Source organism: Desulfosporosinus burensis, from assembly GCF_054657535.1.
Genome location: NZ_BAAHYN010000002.1, coordinates 305,681 through 321,925, shown reverse-complemented (window position 1 = coordinate 321,925; position 16,245 = coordinate 305,681). Strand labels below are relative to the sequence as shown.

The window sequence follows — 16,245 nt, the reverse complement described above, 5'->3', positions numbered from 1 at the left end:
TCGATGAAAGGAGTATTTGTTATGAATGATGCTAAGTTTAACGTACTCCTCTATTTTAATGATTCACAGCAGGCCTTTTATGCGGCTGTTCATACTGCTATACTACTGAAGAATATGCCCAATATGCATTTGACTGTCGTACAGGTGCAAGAAGGCTGTGAAGACTCTAAAATTACAGAATATAGTTGGATCGATACAAGAGACCTAGTAAATTGGGCTTTGGCAAGAAGTAACGGAAAGGGAATTAAATATCGTTGGCCGATAAGTTCAACCTCGAATTGCCTGAAGCATGTTTTTGACAGATCCAATGTCTCTGTTAAAAACAAATATCATGAGATTCTCTCCGATACTAACGGGGTATTTTTAGAAAGAGCAGAGAACGTCAATCATGTTATGATATATTGCAATCCAGGTATTTCTGAGACTTTAGCGGCACTTTATGACTATGCCTCGAAAAATTCTTATAATTTGATCATTATGGGTACACAGGGGCTTACTACATTGAAAGTTTTGCTTTTTGGTTTGTTAATCAATAACTCTCCAATACCCTTGATGTTAATTAAAAAGCTTCCCCAAGTTTTTAATAAGTAATTAGATAAGGTTTTTAGAAAAACCTGTTAAACCGAGTTTCATGTTCTATATTTTTCAGCCTTAATCTAATTGATGAGGGGACTGTGAGATGATTAAGAAAGAGTCCGGGGAAAGAAGTAATCCAATTTGGGTATTATTTAATCCAAAACACCCAATAAGCCACGACAATTGGACACCTGTATTAGATGAAATTCAGGATAAAGTATATAGAAAAATAAATACTAGAATTGAAACTTCGAAGATTTATTTAAGAAATGCTGTTAGCGATAGCAGGATTATTCCTAATACTTTAAATTGGTGGGGACCCGAAGTAGCTAGAGAAATCGAGTTGTTCAGGGAAATTGCCTTTGAGTATAAACCAAGAATTCTTGTTTCTCTAGGTGCTTTTTCTTTTGAGTTTTTGAGACGTGTCTATGAGATAACACCTGAAAAAGGGCCTAAGGCTTGGAGTACTTCAAACTTAGGAGATGAATTCGAAAGATCAATGGAAGGCTTTAATATTTATAAAACGAATCTTATTCCCTTACTCCATCGAGTTGGAGCGAATTCTAGTTTTATAGACACGGATAATCATTTTTGCAGAAAAGACGGTAAAAATTACTATCGTTATGTTGGTAGTAAATTAGCTGAAAAGATTATTGAGAACAAGGAACATCTCAATATTTGGATTCAATAAAAGGTCGGTTTTACTTATTAATCGGTCTTCAAGGGTTACTTGAGGACCGATTGAATTAAAACCAAAGCAAGCAATAAACCAGATAATCAATTTAAGGGGTCCTATGTGTCATAAATCCTTCGTGGTAGACTAAGATTATCTACTATGAAAGGATTTTATTTGTGAGACTAACACTTCTACTTTTGCTTATAATGTTCTATGCTCTTATTAGAACTGGATAAAAGGCGTAGTCAGGGACCATGGAATTGTTCATAGTCAATGATATAATTGTACTACGACTGTTGGGGGATTTCATGTTGACTTGCAAGGAGGTAACAATGTTAATCATTGATCGATTTGAAGGAGATTGGGCGATTATCGAAACAGAAAATCGTGACACGTTTAATTTGCCACGCATCGTTTTACCACCAGGGATTAAAGAAGGGGATGTAATAAGCATACAGGTGGGTATTGACGTAGTAGCGACAAAGGAACGCACAGAAAAATCTAAACACAGGTTAGATAACCTCTTTGATGAGTAGGAATGGAGTTGCTTAATTGTTCTTTCGGAATAGGCGGGTTAGCTTACCGCTGATTATCTTATCTTTCTTTCTTCTTGCTGGCTGTGGTACAACAGACAAGGCGATGCCACTTGGTACGGCACCCAATCAAACCCTATTACAAGTCCATTTCCTTGATGTTGGTCAAGCGGATAGCATTTTAGTGATTGCCCCAAACGGCCAGACAATTCTTGTAGATGGTGGAAATGCTGATGACGGTCCTGGGATAGTAACTTATCTGAAATCCCAGGGAATCAAGGAACTTTCAGCTATCGTTGCAACCCACCCACATGAAGACCATATTGGTGGACTAGATAGCATCATGCACAGCTTTCCGCCAAAACAGGTTTATATGACAAATGGTACTTCTAATACAAAAACGTATGAGGATTTTATTTCGGCAGTCAATGTTAGCGGTGCTAAAAAAATTAGAGCGAAAGCTGAAGTTAAGCTAGATGTGCCAGGAATCTCAGGAATATTCCTGGCACCTAATAGTGACGAATATGACGATCTCAATAACTACAGTGCGATCTTAAAGATCACCTTTGGGAAGGTTTCCTTCCTATTAACAGGGGACGCAGAGGATGTTTCAGAGACAGAAATGTTGAGTCGTGGGCAGGATTTACAGGCTACAGTGGTTAAGGTTGGACACCACGGTAGTACGAGTTCAACGACAAGTGTGTTTCTAAAAGCTGTTTCTCCAAAGTACGCAGTGATATCCGTTGGAGCAAATAACAGCTATGGGCATCCTGCTCAAGGGACGTTAAATAAATTAGCTAATTCTGGGGTGCAAGTCTATAGAACAGATCAAGACGGAACTATAGTTGCCACTTCGGACGGAGATACAGTAAAGTTAACTTCTTCCAGCCCTTCGTCCAGCCCCAAACCCGAACTGACAGTTCCTGCAATAGCTACTGGTTCGACTGGTTCGCTAATGATTTCAACGATTGATTTAAGGGGTGAAGTTGTTACCTTAATAAATAGTAATGATAAAGCGCTTAATCTTACTGGTTGGAAGTTAGTTAGCGAAGCAGGCAATCAAACATTTATTTTTCCATCGGGTACAATATTACCTGGGGGTGGGACGCTTAAAGTTGTAAGCGGAAAAAATGCACAAGCACAAGCTGGAACAAATGTCCTGGTTTGGACGGAATCAAATATCTGGAATAATGAGAGCGATCCAGGACTGCTTTACAATGCTCAGGAGCAGTTGGTATCCCGAAAATAGAGTATATCCAGCTGAACCGAGCATGTTAGATTCGATGAATGAATCTGACCCCAATATTGTAAACATCAGTCCATTTCATTAAACTAGAAATAAGGCAGGAATTTTCTGCTTTATTTCTATATACCAGTGAATAAAGAATTTTAAAATAATTTCCTACATTGATTCTTGACAAAACAATGTTATATTAATATAATTTAATAAATCCATAAAGTATTATTATTAATTGAATATTCTGGGTAACCTTCTGACATTGAGCTCAAACTTAATGTTTATAAACTAGGTTAAAGGCCCAGTATGCCTAATATAATTGGCGTACTAGGCTTTTTTTATTTTAACTATTTTAATTTTTATTTAATAATTTTATTTAAAATTAATTAAATAAAGAAAGTTTTACACTCGGGAAATGAGGATTAATTCAAGACTGAAAAAAGAAGATCATAAATAATAGGAGTTACAATTTGATAAAAGCGTATCCATTTCAGAAAAACCTAGAGATTAACCAACAATTTTTGGATGAGGAGAAATTTAAAAAATGCATATAGCAAAACTTATTAATAAGCACTTATTTATTCTTTTGATGGCTGTTATTTGTTTAGGACTGGCCTTGGGCTCTCTGTACCCCAAAAGTGGCGAATATTTGGAATCATTTTACCCGATTACACTTTTTATTATGCTTTATCCAATGATGGTAGAAATTAAGATTAATGAAGTAGTCAAGGCGTCTAGACGAATAAGTTTCATAATACTCATTATGATTTTAAACTATATTGTTTCTCCTCTCTTAGCAGCACTTCTCGCGCATATATTTTTATCCGGTTACCCTGACTTTGCTATAGGACTCATTATTAATGGAACGGTTCCTTGTGGCGGTATGATTGTAGCATGGACGGCCATGTCCAAAGGCAATGTGCCGATGACCGTGGTGATAATGGTTATAAGTATGCTGGCTGGCATTGTAGTGATTCCGTTTTGGATTTTGGTTCTGGCCGGGCAATATGTTCCGATAGACGCATGGAAAATGTTGCAGACTATACTGTATACCATTGTAGGGCCTTTGCTCCTTGGGCAATTAACTAGAACATGGTTAATAAAAAAATGGAGTGAGGAGAAATTAGCCCAAATTAGACCAATATTTCCAGCTGTTTCGGCTATAGGATTGTTTATGGTATTCTTTATTGCTATGGTATCTCAATCAACTGTCTTGTTTAACAACCCCAGATATTTGGGTCTAATAGCTTTACCATTGACGGCTTTCTATTTTCTTCTTCTAAGTTTAATTATCCTTTACGCTCGCTTTACCCGAATGGATTATCCGGATATGATATCTTTATTCTACGGAGTAGGCGGTAAAAATGCTGCCATTCCTTTAGCACTTGCTGTGGTTTTCTTTTCACCATTGACGATTTTCCTGCTAGCAGCAAAACTAGTAATTCAGATCACTTTCCTAACTGGATTTTATAAGATAACTCCATATTTAGAGGTATATTGGATCAATGTATTGCAAATTCCAAATCAGAAAACTATTTAAGAATAAGCAGGTGATTTGCAGTACACTTGCTGAAAGGAGAAATATGGTGGAGAAAATAGGTATTATTGGTTTAGGAACAATCGGTTCTCTAATAGTGAAGCGGTTATTGGAAAATGATACAGAAATGATAGTTTATGATAGGGATCCAAATAAGATGGCATCACATGAACAGTTAGGGATAAAACTAGCTGTTTCTCCAGCAGATGTGGCTGCAAATAGCAGTTTTATTATAAATTGTGTTGCTGATGCACAAACAGTAGAGGATGTATTAATCGGCAATAATGGAGTCATTGATACTATACAACCGGGAAGTGTGGTAGTGGATATGTCCACATCCACCCCAAATACAACAAGGAGAGTTGCCGAATTTTTAGATAAAAGAGGTGCAGATATTATTGATGCGCCTGTTAGTTTAGAGGTTACTACAAACGGAAAAGATATCCGATCCTTTATGATTGGAGGAAAAGAAGAGGTTCTTGAACGTTGTCGCCCGATACTTAGTATTCTGGGAACGGATATTATTCATGTCGGAGATTTGGGTTCTGGACATGTGGTTAAAGCGATTACTACAATGATGTTAGGGGCCAATTTGGTTGCTGCTGCAGAAATAGTCGCACTTGGAGTAAAAGTGGGTTTGGACAGTAAAAAGATGTTAGATGTCATAAATGTAAGCAGCGGTGAGAGTTTTGTAACGTCCAATCACTATATCAAGCATATTTTACCGGAAACTTATGACTCAAATTTTGCAATGGGGCTTATGCTACAAAATATTAGTATTAGTACTCGAATTGCACATGAAATGGATATTTGTGCTTTAGTGGGCACACGCATTGAGGAGATTTATGCTATGGCTTGTTATCATGGGATGGTGTCTGAAGATAGTATCAAAATCGTTCCATATATAGAACGTTTGATGGGATTACAATCTAAGATTTAATAATTATATTCAAGACAAGAGAATTTCGAAATTATAATAAACTGGTTAAGTCAGAAAGGAGTGATAAGCGTTGGAACGAATCGGTTTTATAGGTCTTGGAGCAATGGGGAATTTAATGTGTCGACGCTTATCGTTAGTAAACCAGCCGATATCGGTGTATGACGTTAATCAAAAAGCGGTTGACAGCATGTTAGAGGTCGGTGTGGAAGCAAGGAAATCGCCTGCAGAAGTGGCGGAATACAGTGACATTGTTCTAGCTTCGCTGCCTAATGAGTCCGTCGTTGAGACAGTAGTATTTGGAGAAAACGGTTTGTTGTATGGGATGAGACCTGGAAGTGTATTCGTGGATTTATCCAGCTCCACTCCCGCAATGAGCCAAAAAGTAGGGAATGCTTTATCAGCTAAACGGGCTGAAATGATTGATGCTCCTGTGAGTCGTGGAGCAACTGCTGCAAAAGAAGGAACCCTTTCTATAATGGTAGGGGGCAAATTAGAGGTCATGGAACGTTGTCAATTTATACTTGAACAACTTGGAACGGATATTATTTATGTTGGGGATTTGGGTACAGCCCATACTCTAAAATCATTAAATAATTTACTCTCTGCTACAAATTTAATTACCTCCATAGAAGGAATAATTATTGCTTCTAAAGCAGGAATCGACCCTTATAAATTTATTAAAGCTGTTAATGCCAGCAACGGATGCAGTAATATGACCACTGTTAGGTTTCCCAAATATTATTTACCGCGAAAATTTGATTCAAATTTTGCTTTGGGCCTAATGTATAAAGATTGCTCAATCGCGTTAGACCTGGCTAGACAATTAGGAACACCAATGCTGTTTACAAGTCTAACTCAACATCTTTATGCTATGGCAATGTGCAAAGGAATGGGAGGTGAAGACAATACGAAGATTATGCTACTAATGGAAGAGTTAATGAATAATACCAGATCATCCTTTCAATTTACCACAAAGTAATATTATAATAATTAATGATTGTACCCTATTGACAATTCCTAACCATCTTAGATATACTTCTAATAAGAATTCATAATATTTGCTCTGGGTGGCCTACTAACATTGAGCGAAAACTTGATGTTTCTAAAATAGGTTAATAGCCCAGTATGTCAAAGCTTTTTTGACATACTGGGCTATTTTATTTATTCAAGTTTATTGAGTGACAAATTCAGAAAAATCTATTAAAAAGTGAGGGCCAAAGATATGGAAGCCACAAAGATACTAACTCCGCAAGAAGAACGGATTACAAAAGGGTTACACAAAGAAGAATTAACCTCAGTCGACGGTAAAAACAAAAGATCAAGAGTCAATAAGCTCCTGGAGAAATTTACCTTTAGAAAACCGCGGATTGATATACAAAGGGCTGTGCTGTTTACGGAATCCTTTAAAGAAACTGAGAGCTTACCGATGGTGTTAAGATGGGCAAAAGCCATAGAGCATACCATGAAGAGTCTTTCGTTAGTCATTGACGATAATGAACTTATTGTAGGTACCTGTGGAGGTACTGGAAGACACAGTATTCTCTATCCTGAGTTGAGAGGAACCTGGTTTGAACATGGTTTAGAAGCGCTTAAAAAACAAGGTTCCTATTTGGTATTAGATGAGGATATTCAAACAGTCAAAGAAAAGGTAGTTCCATATTGGCGCGGCAAGACGGCCCATGAAACCTATATAAGTTTTCTTCCTGAAGAAACAAGATATCTAATCTACGGTGAAGATAATTATGGCGCCTCGGGCTTAATGCAGGATAACTCAAATATCAACGCATCACTAAACTGGGCTGTCGATTATAAAAAGGTCATAGAGAAAGGATACTTAGGCATTAGACAAGAAGCTGAAGAGAAGTTAAACTCTCTAGATGTTATTGATCCTAGTAATCATATTGCAAAAGCTCCTTTTTTAAAGGCTGTGATAACTGTTTGTGATGCTATGATAGCGTTTGCTAAAAGGTATGCCGACCTAGCGAGAGAAATGGCCGAAAAGGAACAAAATGAAACAAGGAAGAAAGAATTAGAGGAAATTGCTCAAGTTTGCGATTGGGTTCCTGCTCATCCTGCTCGCACATTCCATGAAGCAGTTCAATCCCAGTGGTTTACTCAGATAGGCTGTAGAATTGAGCAACCCACGACGGGAATAATTTCAAACGGAAGAATTGATCAATATTTTTATCCTGCTTTCCAAAAGGATATGAATGAGGGGCGGATCGATGAGGATAGTGCCCTTGAGCTGTTAGAGTGTCTTTGGTTGAAGATCGCTGATTTTGTACCAGTGAATTCTACAAATGCAATGTCTTTTTGGGAGGGATATGCTCACTTTGAGCAAACTCTGCTTGGTGGTCAAACTAGAGAAGGAAAAGACGCCACTAATGATTTATCCTATTTAATTTTGAAATCTAAGCAAGAGTTCCCTCTTCATTATCCCGATTTGGCAGTAAGAATCCATTCCCAAACTCCTGAGCCCTTTTTACGTGAGGTATGCCAATTAATTAGAGAAGGTACGGGTTTCCCTAAGCTTCTCAATGATGAAGAGATTATCCCTCATCTATTAGCAGAAGGCGCCTCCTTAGAGGATGCCCGGGATTATACAGGATGCGCTTGTACAGAAATTCGAATGATTAATACGAGTACCTATATGGCTGTTGGTGGAAATATTAACTTACCGGCTGCCCTAGAAATGGCAATGAATGATGGGGTTGTTAAACTTAAGGACAAGGAAGAGCGCTTGGGAGTTTCATCAGGAGACTCAAAAGAGTTTGAAACATTTGACCAGTTAATGAAAGCGTTTGAACAGCAAGTTGAATACCTAATGAAGCATTTTTATATTCGTCAAACAGCACTTGAAATGACCAACGCCATGAGACTCGCCGCTCCCTTGGCCTCGGGCCTCCATGATGTTTGCATGGATGAACTCACGGACATTCACCAACCATTAAAAGGAGGTGTCTCGGCTGATACGGGTAATATTAACTTAAATGGTTTTGGAACGGTGGTAGAATCCCTTGCAGTTATTAAGAAACTTGTCTACGATGATAAACTAGTCAATATTGCGGAGTTATTAGAGGCCTTGCAATCAAATTTCGAAGGGAAAGAACCCCTTAGGCAATTACTCCTTAACGCACCTAGATATGGGAATAACGATGAGCAAGCGGATGCAGTCGCACGCCGAGCTGATGAAATGTTCTTAACTCTTGCTCGGAAGTTCAAAACTCCAAACGGTCATCAATATATCAAGTTTGTACCTGTCACATCTCATGTAGGAATGGGTGCAGCGCTTGGAGCAACTCCAAATGGACGTAAAGCCGGAGAGCCTCTATCGGAAGGAATCTCACCAAGCCCAGGTGCCGACATGAAAGGGCCACTGGTTACATTACTATCCATTGATCGTGCCAAAAGTAGGAAATACTCCAATAGTCTTGCTCGATTGTTAAATATCAAACTCAGTCCACAAGTTGTTGCTGAAGAAAAAGGGTTAAAGGATCTTATGTCATTAGTAAGGACGTTCTGTGACCTGAAATTATGGCATCTCCAATTTAACATCTTAAATAGTGATATCTTACGAGCAGCTCAAAAGAACCCCGAAAAGTATCGCAATTTGATTGTTCGGGTGGCAGGATATAGTGCTTACTTCGGAGATTTAAGTCCAAAGCTACAAAGCGAAATTATTAACAGAACTGAACACAGTTTTATGTAGTAACCCCCAGGCCTAGTGACTATTTTTACCCCTCGTTATCTTGAGTCTTTGAGTAGGATAACGAGGGGAGCATAAGAACTTACGGTTAAATATGATTAAACGGGGTAAAAGTATGGTGAATAATCAAGGAAAAAGAGTAGGTAACGTTTTTAATATTCAAAAGTTTTCGGTCCATGATGGACCAGGAATCCGAGATTTAATCTTCTTAAAGGGTTGTCCTTTAAAGTGTAAATGGTGTTCCAATCCAGAATCACAGAACTTAGGCTCGGAAATTGCCTATATACAGAAGCGCTGTCTTGGAATAGAACAATGTGGCTATTGTGTTAGAGTCTGTCCGACTGATGCGATTCAAGCGGACTCTGAAACAGCGTTTGCTAAAATTGATAGACTAAAATGCAATAATTGTGGTAAATGCGTTGATGTTTGTCCACCTAAAGCGATCACATTCTTTGGTAAGCCAATGACCGTGGATGAAGTCATAAAAACAGTTCAACAAGACCATGTCTCATGGCGAAGTGGTGGTGGAATAACGATAAGTGGTGGTGAATTACTGCTACAAGCCGATTTCGTTCACGATCTATTAAAGGAATGTAAGAGATACGGAATTGATACAGCTATAGAGACGTGTGGCTATGCTAATTGGACCGATGTTGAAAAAGCATGCGAATATGCTAACCTAATTTATTATGATATAAAGTCTCTGGATACGGAAAAACACAAAGCCTTCACGGGTGTCCATAATGACCTTATTCTTAAAAATCTATTAAAAATCTCTGAACGATTCCCAGCAACTCCTCTAATTGTACGAACTCCATTGATCCCCGGATTTAACGATTCTGACGAAGATATCAAGGCAATTATTGAGTTTATCGGACGGATTAACAATTTAACAAACTACGAAATCATACCGTATCATGCTTTTGGTGAGGCAAAGTATCTGCAGCTAGGTAGAGACTATACATTATCGCATCTTGAGGTACCGGATAAGGAGCATGTAGAGCATTTAAACAAACTGGCAAGGACTTTATTAAATGTTTCTGGTGAGTAATATTGGTAAGGTTTAACAAGAAAATGAATCTTCGGGTTAAATTCTTAAAATTCAGAAGAATTTACAATTGAAAACTTCCTTTGTGTATGGTAGATTAGTAAAAAGGATTGCCATTTTGAACTTGGAGGTATTAATGTACAATTTAAACGGTGAAGATTTTGTTTTAGTAACTGGATTTGCGCAGACACCTAAGGGGACCCCCTTAAATGAAACTTTAAAGTATATCAGTGCTATATTAGTTATTGATAGAAAGACTAATTGTATTGTGGAATCGGATTTTGGAGTAATCTCTAAGTTAACAAATCAATTCTTACAAACTACAATTAATGGCTACTGTGTAGACGAACCTTTTGAAGATTTTGTAACTAAGACTAAACAATGCATTTCAGTCCCATCGTTAGGAGCGATTCAGCAAGCGGTTAAATCTGCCATTGATCGATATAAGGATTCTTTTGACTACCGAAAGTAAGTAACGATTAAACACGTAACCTATAAAGTATAGCCAGCTGGTTATCTGTGGGTACATGTCGATAAAACTTGTATCTTTTAGCCGATAATACCCAGCGCAAAAATCTATCACCAAAATGTGATAGCAATTTGCTTGGGTATTTTTTCATATTTTCCCTTGGATAGAGGAGCTATGAATTAATTTGAGGAGGTCAGACAATGAGTAAAAATGTGGAGAAGATTCATGTCGATGCTATTCTATGTAAAGGATGTAATCTTTGCATAGACTTTTGCCCAAAAGGGGCGTTAAAGCCCAGTGAAACGATGAACAAAAAAGGGGTATTCCCGGCAGTAGTTGATGAAGAAAAATGTAATCTTTGTGGAACCTGTACCATGTATTGTCCAGACTTTGCAATCTTTAAAGGGCAAGATTCCAGCCCTTTAGAATCTAAGGGGGTTTAAGGATGAAGGGGAACGTGGAATTCATCCAGGGAAATATTGCCTCTGCCAAAGGTGCAATAGCAGCTGGTTGCAAGTTTTTCGCCGGTTATCCAATTACGCCTTCTACCGAAATTGCGGAACATATGTCTAAAGAGTTACCTAAAGCTGGAGGGTACTATGTTCAAATGGAAGATGAAATAGGCTCCATGGCTTCTCTGATAGGTGCTTCTTATACGGGTTTAAAGGTGATGACTGCAACCTCAGGACCTGGGTTCACCTTAATGATGGAAAACCTTGGGAATGCAGTGATCGAGGAAGCACCTTGTGTCATCGTCAACGTGATGCGGGGAGGTCCAGCAATTGGACAAGCGACGAAATCAGCTCAAAGTGATGTAATGCAAGCCCGTTGGGGTAGTCATGGCGATTATGAAATTATTGCCTTAGCACCCTATTCAGGCCAGGAAATGTTCGACTTAACCGTTAGGGCCTTCAATTTAGCGGAGAAATACAGAGTTCCGGTAATTGTCTTAGCAGATGAAATTCTGGGTCATTCTAGGGAAAAGGTGATCATTCGAGATCAATCTGAGCTGGAAATAATCAACCGTAAGAAGCCACACACCCCACCTGGAGAGTATAAAACGTTTCAACCGGATGAGGATATGATTCCACCGATGGCAAGTTTGGGTGAGGGTTATAGAATTCTTGTAGAACCTCAATCTCATGATGAAACAGGTCGAAGAGCAGCTCATATTCCAGAAGCCCATGATAAGTTGATTAGACGTTTGTGTGCGAAAATAAATGATAATGTTGATGAAATTGCTGAAATCGATGCAAGATTTATGGAAGATGCAGAGTCGGCTATCATTTCTTTTGGCTCTGCCGCACGCTCTTCATTAGGAGCTGTAAAACAAGCAAGAGCCCAAGGAATAAAGCTCGGATATATAAGACTTAAAACAATTTGGCCATTCCATGAAGCCCGTATCCGTGAGTTAGTAAAAAATCAAAAGGCCTTGTTTGTGGTAGAAAACAATTTAGGAAAAATATATCGAGAAGTCCAGCGGGCTTGCAGAGACCTAGTCAGTGACATAGTGTCGATACCGAAAATAGGTGGAGAGATGCATACCCTTGAAGAAATATTAGAGCCTGTAAAGAAGGTGATGGCATGAGACACCCCTTATTAAAACATATCAGAGAAAGTGAATTACCCTTTATTTTTTGCCCGGGTTGTGGAAGTGGTATAATCTTGCGTACTGCCTTGGAAGCAATGGTAGAGGGCGAACGTAAACTAGAAGACTATGTACTCTTATCGGGAAGTGGTTGTAACGGCTGGATAGCCCCGCCTATAAATATGGATGTCTTGCATACCAATCATGGACGGCCGATTGCCTATGCAACAGGTGTCAAAATCGGTAGACCACAGTCCAAGGTGGTCGTGTTTACAGGGGATGGAGATTCAGCTGCTATCGGTGGTAATCATTTAATCCAGGCAGCACGGCGTAATATTGATATGTTGGTCATTTGTATCAATAACAATAACTATGGTATGACCGGTGGCCAGTTATCCCCAACCACACCTTTTAAGGCGAATACCGTAACGAGCCCTTATGGAAATCCAGAACCGCCCTTTGACCTCTGTAAACTTGTCGAAGCGTGTGGAGCAGGTTATGTAGCAAGATGGACAACGGCTCAACCAGTACAATTGAAAAAGGCTATTGCCAAAGGCTTATCCTTTAAGGGCTTTGCCTTTATTGAGGTAATTAGCCAATGTCCAACTCAATTTGGTCGACGTATGGGCTACAAGAGTGCTGGGGAAATGGTAAAACAGTTTAAAAGTGAAGCCAAGACCTATAACGGTCCCGAAGGTTTACAGGCCTATAAAGACGGAAAAATCCCTGTTGGTGAATTTGTCAACAGAGAGCTGCCGGAGTTTTCTGACATAATTCACACTATTACTCGGAATGCTATGCAAACGGGGGGTGAGAACTAGTGGCTCGCATAGAATGTAGAATCACGGGTTTTGGTGGACAAGGGGTTATCTTAGCAGGGGTTGTGCTAGGTTTAGCGGCAATCTTAGATGGCAAAAATGCTGCTCAAACCCAGTCCTATGGTCCTGAAGCGCGGGGAGGTGCTGCTCGTTCGGATGTGGTTTTTCTAGATGGAGAAATCGACACTATACAAGTTACTAAACCTAATATTATTATTGCTATGTCTCAGGAGGCCCATGATAAGTATCTAAAAGGCAAAGCCTTTGATTACGCGTTTATTGATTCAAGTATCGTCCAAGAGTATGATAGGGCTCCTAACGTTTATGCACTGCCGATTACCCAACAAGCTGTAGATGAATTAGGCTCAAAGGTTGTGGCTAATATGGTGATGCTAGGATTTGTTAATAAGATCGCTAAGATTTCCTCTGACGATTTATTAAGGACGGCCGTTGAAAACTCAGTACCTCCTAAAACTAAAGAGTTAAATCTTCGGGCAGTTAATTTGGGGTTGGCTCTTGCTGAAAGGAGGGAAGCTGAAAATGGCTAAATATGAGATACGTTTCGGAGGCTTTGGAGGACAAGGCGTGGTCCTGGCTGGAGTAGTTTTGGCAAAGTCAGCAAGCTTAGAAGAGGGTAAAAATGCTGTTCAAACTCAGCTTTATGGTCCCGACAGCCGCGGAGGCGGTGCAAGGTCTGAAGTGGTTATTTCTGAGCAAAAAGTTGATTATCCTAAAGTTGGATTAGCGGACTTGCTAGTCTTGTTATCTCAGGAGGCAGCCGAAAAATACAGTTCTGAGCTAAAGGAAGAAGCGATTATTATCTATGATCCTGATTTAGTTAAGCTGGATAATGGGAAAAGCTCAAAACAATATGCTGTGCCTGCCACCAAGATCGCTCAAAACTTAGGGGTAAAGATTGCCGCGAATATGGTAATGCTTGGTGCGGTAGTAGCAGCTTCCAACATTGTCTCCTTGGAATCACTGCTGAAAGTCATTGCGAGTAGTGTTCCTACCCAAGCCAAGGAATCAAACTTAAGTGCTGCAAAAGAAGGATTTAGTTGTGTAGAAGTGCTTAAAGGAGGGAGGGGAGACCGTGAAAATTAAAGGACGCCAATTTTTGCAGGGCAACGAAGCGGTTGTCGAAGCTGCCTTAGACGCCGGATGCCGCTATTTTGCGGGTTATCCAATCACACCTGCTTCTGAGATTGCTGAATATATGGCAAAAAGGATGCCCCAGCAAAAGGGGATCTTCATGCAGATGGAAGATGAATTAGCCTCGATGAGTGCCATTATGGGTGCTTCATGGGCTGGAGCAAAAGGAATGACGGCTTCTTCAGGTCCTGGTTTTTCCTTGATGCAAGAAAGCATTGGTATGGCTGTGATGACGGAAACACCCTGTGTTGTCGTGGATGTACAGCGTAGTGGTCCTAGCTCTGGTCAGGCAACCCGTGTCGCCCAAGGCGATATAATGCAAGCAAAATGGGGAAGTCACGGTGACTATGAAATTATTGTCCTTTATCCTAATTCCGTCCAAGAACTCTACGATAAGACAATTGAGGCTTTCAATTTGTCGGAGAAATACCGAACTCCAGTGATTTTACTGAGTGATGAAATAATTGCTCATATGCGCGAAAATATAGATATTCCGGAGACTGTAGAAATTATTAATCGCAAAACACCGCGGCCAGAGGATAAAGAGAACTTCCTACCCTGGAAACCTGATGCAGATGGGATACCACCAATGGCCAAGTTTGGCGACGGCTATAAAATCATGGTTGAAAACAATACCCATGATTATAGTGGCAAAACAAACCAAACGGATGCCAAACTTCATACTGAACTAATCTATCGTTTGAGTAATAAAATCTTAGACAATAAGCAGGATATCATCAAAACGGAAGACCTGTTTCTAGAGGATGCTGACTTAGTTGTAATATCATGCGGTTGTGTCTCTCGTTCCGCTTTGGAAGCAGTAAGGATAGCCCGGGGAAAAGGACTTGAAGTAGGATACTTAAGACTAATTACCATTTGGCCTTTTGCTGATGAGCAGATTGCTAAAGCCGCGCTGACGACTAAAAAGATGTTAGTCGCTGAAATGAACACGGGTAAACTGCTTCGTGAGGTTAAACGAGTAGTCGATCCTTACGAAGTTGAAGTCTCACATTTGCCGAAAATTGGCGGCGATTATCATACCCCAGGTGATATTTTGGCTTCCATCGAAAAGGCGGTGAAATAAATGAGTGTAGTTACTCAACAGCATCCAGCGTTTAAGTATTTACGTAAAAGTGCCTTTCCTCATATATGGTGCCCTGGTTGTGGGAATGGGTTAATTTTAGCGGCCATCGTCCGGGCTATTGATGAGTTAGGGATTGATATTGATAAAACTAGTTTTATTACTGGCATAGGATGCTGGGGATTAACAGGAAATTATATAAATAGTGACTGGTTACATGGGCTACATGGTAGAGCTCTGCCACTCGCAACAGGGCTGAAGGTCATGAATCCAGAACTCAAGGTATTTGCCCTAACTGGCGATGGTGACTTGGCGGCGATTGGTGGCAACCATTTTGTTCATGCGGCACGTAGAAACGTCGACTTGATCACCATAGTGTCCAATAATATGATCTATGGTCGTACAGGAGGGCAAGTCGCCCCAACAACACCTGTAGGCATGTTTGCTTCAACCTCACCTTACGGTAATGTTGAGCAGCCCTTTGATCTTTCAAACTTGGCAGAAGCCGCGGGTGCCACCCATGTAGAACGATGGACAGTGATGCATTCTAAACAATTAACAGAAGCTATCAAGCGTGCGATTCAGCATAGAGGGTTTTCTCTGATTGAGGTGCTTTCTCCTTGTCCCGTACAATTTGGCAGCAAGAATAAGATTGGGAAACCGAGCGATTTATACCGCTGGTACAAAGACTTAACAGTGACTAAAAAGCAGGCTCAGAACATGTCCCCGCAAGAACTTAAGGATAAATTCGTGGTAGGGGAATTAGTTAAGAAAGAAAATGTTCCTGATCTGAGCGAACAATTAAAGAAGGTTCAAGACTTCTTTGCGGAGTAAACTTCCTTTTGACAGTAATTGGAATTGACTAATTTAAAAGATTAAAAGAA

17 protein-coding genes are annotated in these 16,245 nt (G+C 39.8%); all 17 read left to right on the top strand.

Annotated features, from left to right (window positions below):
- Window positions 1-21 precede the first annotated feature (21 nt).
- The 17 genes from ACYQ3Q_RS04520 (at window position 22) to ACYQ3Q_RS04440 (ending at window position 16,195) form a co-directional block, all read left to right on the top strand.
- The gene (locus ACYQ3Q_RS04520; RefSeq protein ID WP_459927458.1) at window positions 22-591 is read left to right on the top strand and encodes a universal stress protein; all 570 of its coding nucleotides are present in this window, start codon (window positions 22-24) and stop codon (window positions 589-591) included.
- An 88-nt stretch (window positions 592-679) separates the two neighbouring features.
- Window positions 680-1,267 (top strand): hypothetical protein, encoded by a 588-nt coding sequence (locus tag ACYQ3Q_RS04515; RefSeq protein ID WP_459927457.1) that lies wholly within the window; start codon window positions 680-682, stop codon window positions 1,265-1,267.
- 317 nt (window positions 1,268-1,584) lie between these two features.
- Window positions 1,585-1,788, top strand: a complete 204-nt coding sequence (locus tag ACYQ3Q_RS04510; protein WP_459927456.1) for a DUF3006 domain-containing protein — start codon at window positions 1,585-1,587, stop codon at window positions 1,786-1,788.
- A gap of 16 nt (window positions 1,789-1,804) precedes the next feature.
- Window positions 1,805-3,034, top strand: coding sequence for an MBL fold metallo-hydrolase (locus ACYQ3Q_RS04505; RefSeq protein WP_459927455.1), 1,230 nt, complete (start codon window positions 1,805-1,807; stop codon window positions 3,032-3,034).
- Between the two features lie 532 nt (window positions 3,035-3,566).
- Window positions 3,567-4,562 carry an arsenic resistance protein gene (locus ACYQ3Q_RS04500; RefSeq protein ID WP_459927454.1) on the top strand — a complete coding sequence of 332 codons (996 nt, stop codon included), beginning with the start codon at window positions 3,567-3,569 and terminating at the stop codon, window positions 4,560-4,562.
- A 46-nt stretch (window positions 4,563-4,608) separates the two neighbouring features.
- Complete coding sequence (locus ACYQ3Q_RS04495) at window positions 4,609-5,499, top strand: NAD(P)-dependent oxidoreductase (RefSeq protein ID WP_459927453.1); 891 nt, start codon at window positions 4,609-4,611, stop codon at window positions 5,497-5,499.
- A 70-nt stretch (window positions 5,500-5,569) separates the two neighbouring features.
- Window positions 5,570-6,478 (top strand): NAD(P)-dependent oxidoreductase, encoded by a 909-nt coding sequence (locus ACYQ3Q_RS04490; protein WP_459927452.1) that lies wholly within the window; start codon window positions 5,570-5,572, stop codon window positions 6,476-6,478.
- A 243-nt stretch (window positions 6,479-6,721) separates the two neighbouring features.
- A complete protein-coding gene (hpsG, locus tag ACYQ3Q_RS04485) occupies window positions 6,722-9,208 on the top strand; it encodes a (2S)-3-sulfopropanediol dehydratase (protein WP_459927451.1) in 2,487 nt (828 codons plus the stop codon).
- Window positions 9,209-9,320: 112 nt separating this feature from the next.
- Window positions 9,321-10,256: a glycyl-radical enzyme activating protein gene (locus tag ACYQ3Q_RS04480; RefSeq protein WP_459927450.1), complete on the top strand. Its 936-nt coding sequence runs from the start codon at window positions 9,321-9,323 to the stop codon at window positions 10,254-10,256.
- A 133-nt stretch (window positions 10,257-10,389) separates the two neighbouring features.
- The gene (locus tag ACYQ3Q_RS04475) at window positions 10,390-10,725 is read left to right on the top strand and encodes a DUF3870 domain-containing protein (protein ID WP_459927449.1); all 336 of its coding nucleotides are present in this window, start codon (window positions 10,390-10,392) and stop codon (window positions 10,723-10,725) included.
- A 197-nt stretch (window positions 10,726-10,922) separates the two neighbouring features.
- A complete protein-coding gene (locus ACYQ3Q_RS04470) occupies window positions 10,923-11,165 on the top strand; it encodes a 4Fe-4S dicluster domain-containing protein (protein WP_459927448.1) in 243 nt (80 codons plus the stop codon).
- Between the two features lie 2 nt (window positions 11,166-11,167).
- A complete protein-coding gene (locus ACYQ3Q_RS04465) occupies window positions 11,168-12,310 on the top strand; it encodes a 2-oxoacid:acceptor oxidoreductase subunit alpha (protein WP_459927447.1) in 1,143 nt (380 codons plus the stop codon).
- Window positions 12,307-13,131 carry a thiamine pyrophosphate-dependent enzyme gene (locus ACYQ3Q_RS04460; protein ID WP_459927446.1) on the top strand — a complete coding sequence of 275 codons (825 nt, stop codon included), beginning with the start codon at window positions 12,307-12,309 and terminating at the stop codon, window positions 13,129-13,131. The genes ACYQ3Q_RS04465 and ACYQ3Q_RS04460 overlap by 4 nt, the downstream gene beginning before the upstream one ends.
- Complete coding sequence (locus ACYQ3Q_RS04455) at window positions 13,131-13,676, top strand: 2-oxoacid:acceptor oxidoreductase family protein (protein WP_459927445.1); 546 nt, start codon at window positions 13,131-13,133, stop codon at window positions 13,674-13,676. The genes ACYQ3Q_RS04460 and ACYQ3Q_RS04455 overlap by 1 nt, the downstream gene beginning before the upstream one ends.
- Complete coding sequence (locus ACYQ3Q_RS04450; RefSeq protein WP_459927444.1) at window positions 13,669-14,232, top strand: 2-oxoacid:acceptor oxidoreductase family protein; 564 nt, start codon at window positions 13,669-13,671, stop codon at window positions 14,230-14,232. The genes ACYQ3Q_RS04455 and ACYQ3Q_RS04450 overlap by 8 nt, the downstream gene beginning before the upstream one ends.
- Complete coding sequence (locus tag ACYQ3Q_RS04445; RefSeq protein ID WP_459927443.1) at window positions 14,222-15,364, top strand: 2-oxoacid:acceptor oxidoreductase subunit alpha; 1,143 nt, start codon at window positions 14,222-14,224, stop codon at window positions 15,362-15,364. Before ACYQ3Q_RS04450 ends, ACYQ3Q_RS04445 begins: the two co-directional genes overlap by 11 nt.
- Window positions 15,365-16,195, top strand: coding sequence for a thiamine pyrophosphate-dependent enzyme (locus ACYQ3Q_RS04440; RefSeq protein ID WP_459927442.1), 831 nt, complete (start codon window positions 15,365-15,367; stop codon window positions 16,193-16,195).
- Window positions 16,196-16,245: the final 50 nt, after the last annotated feature.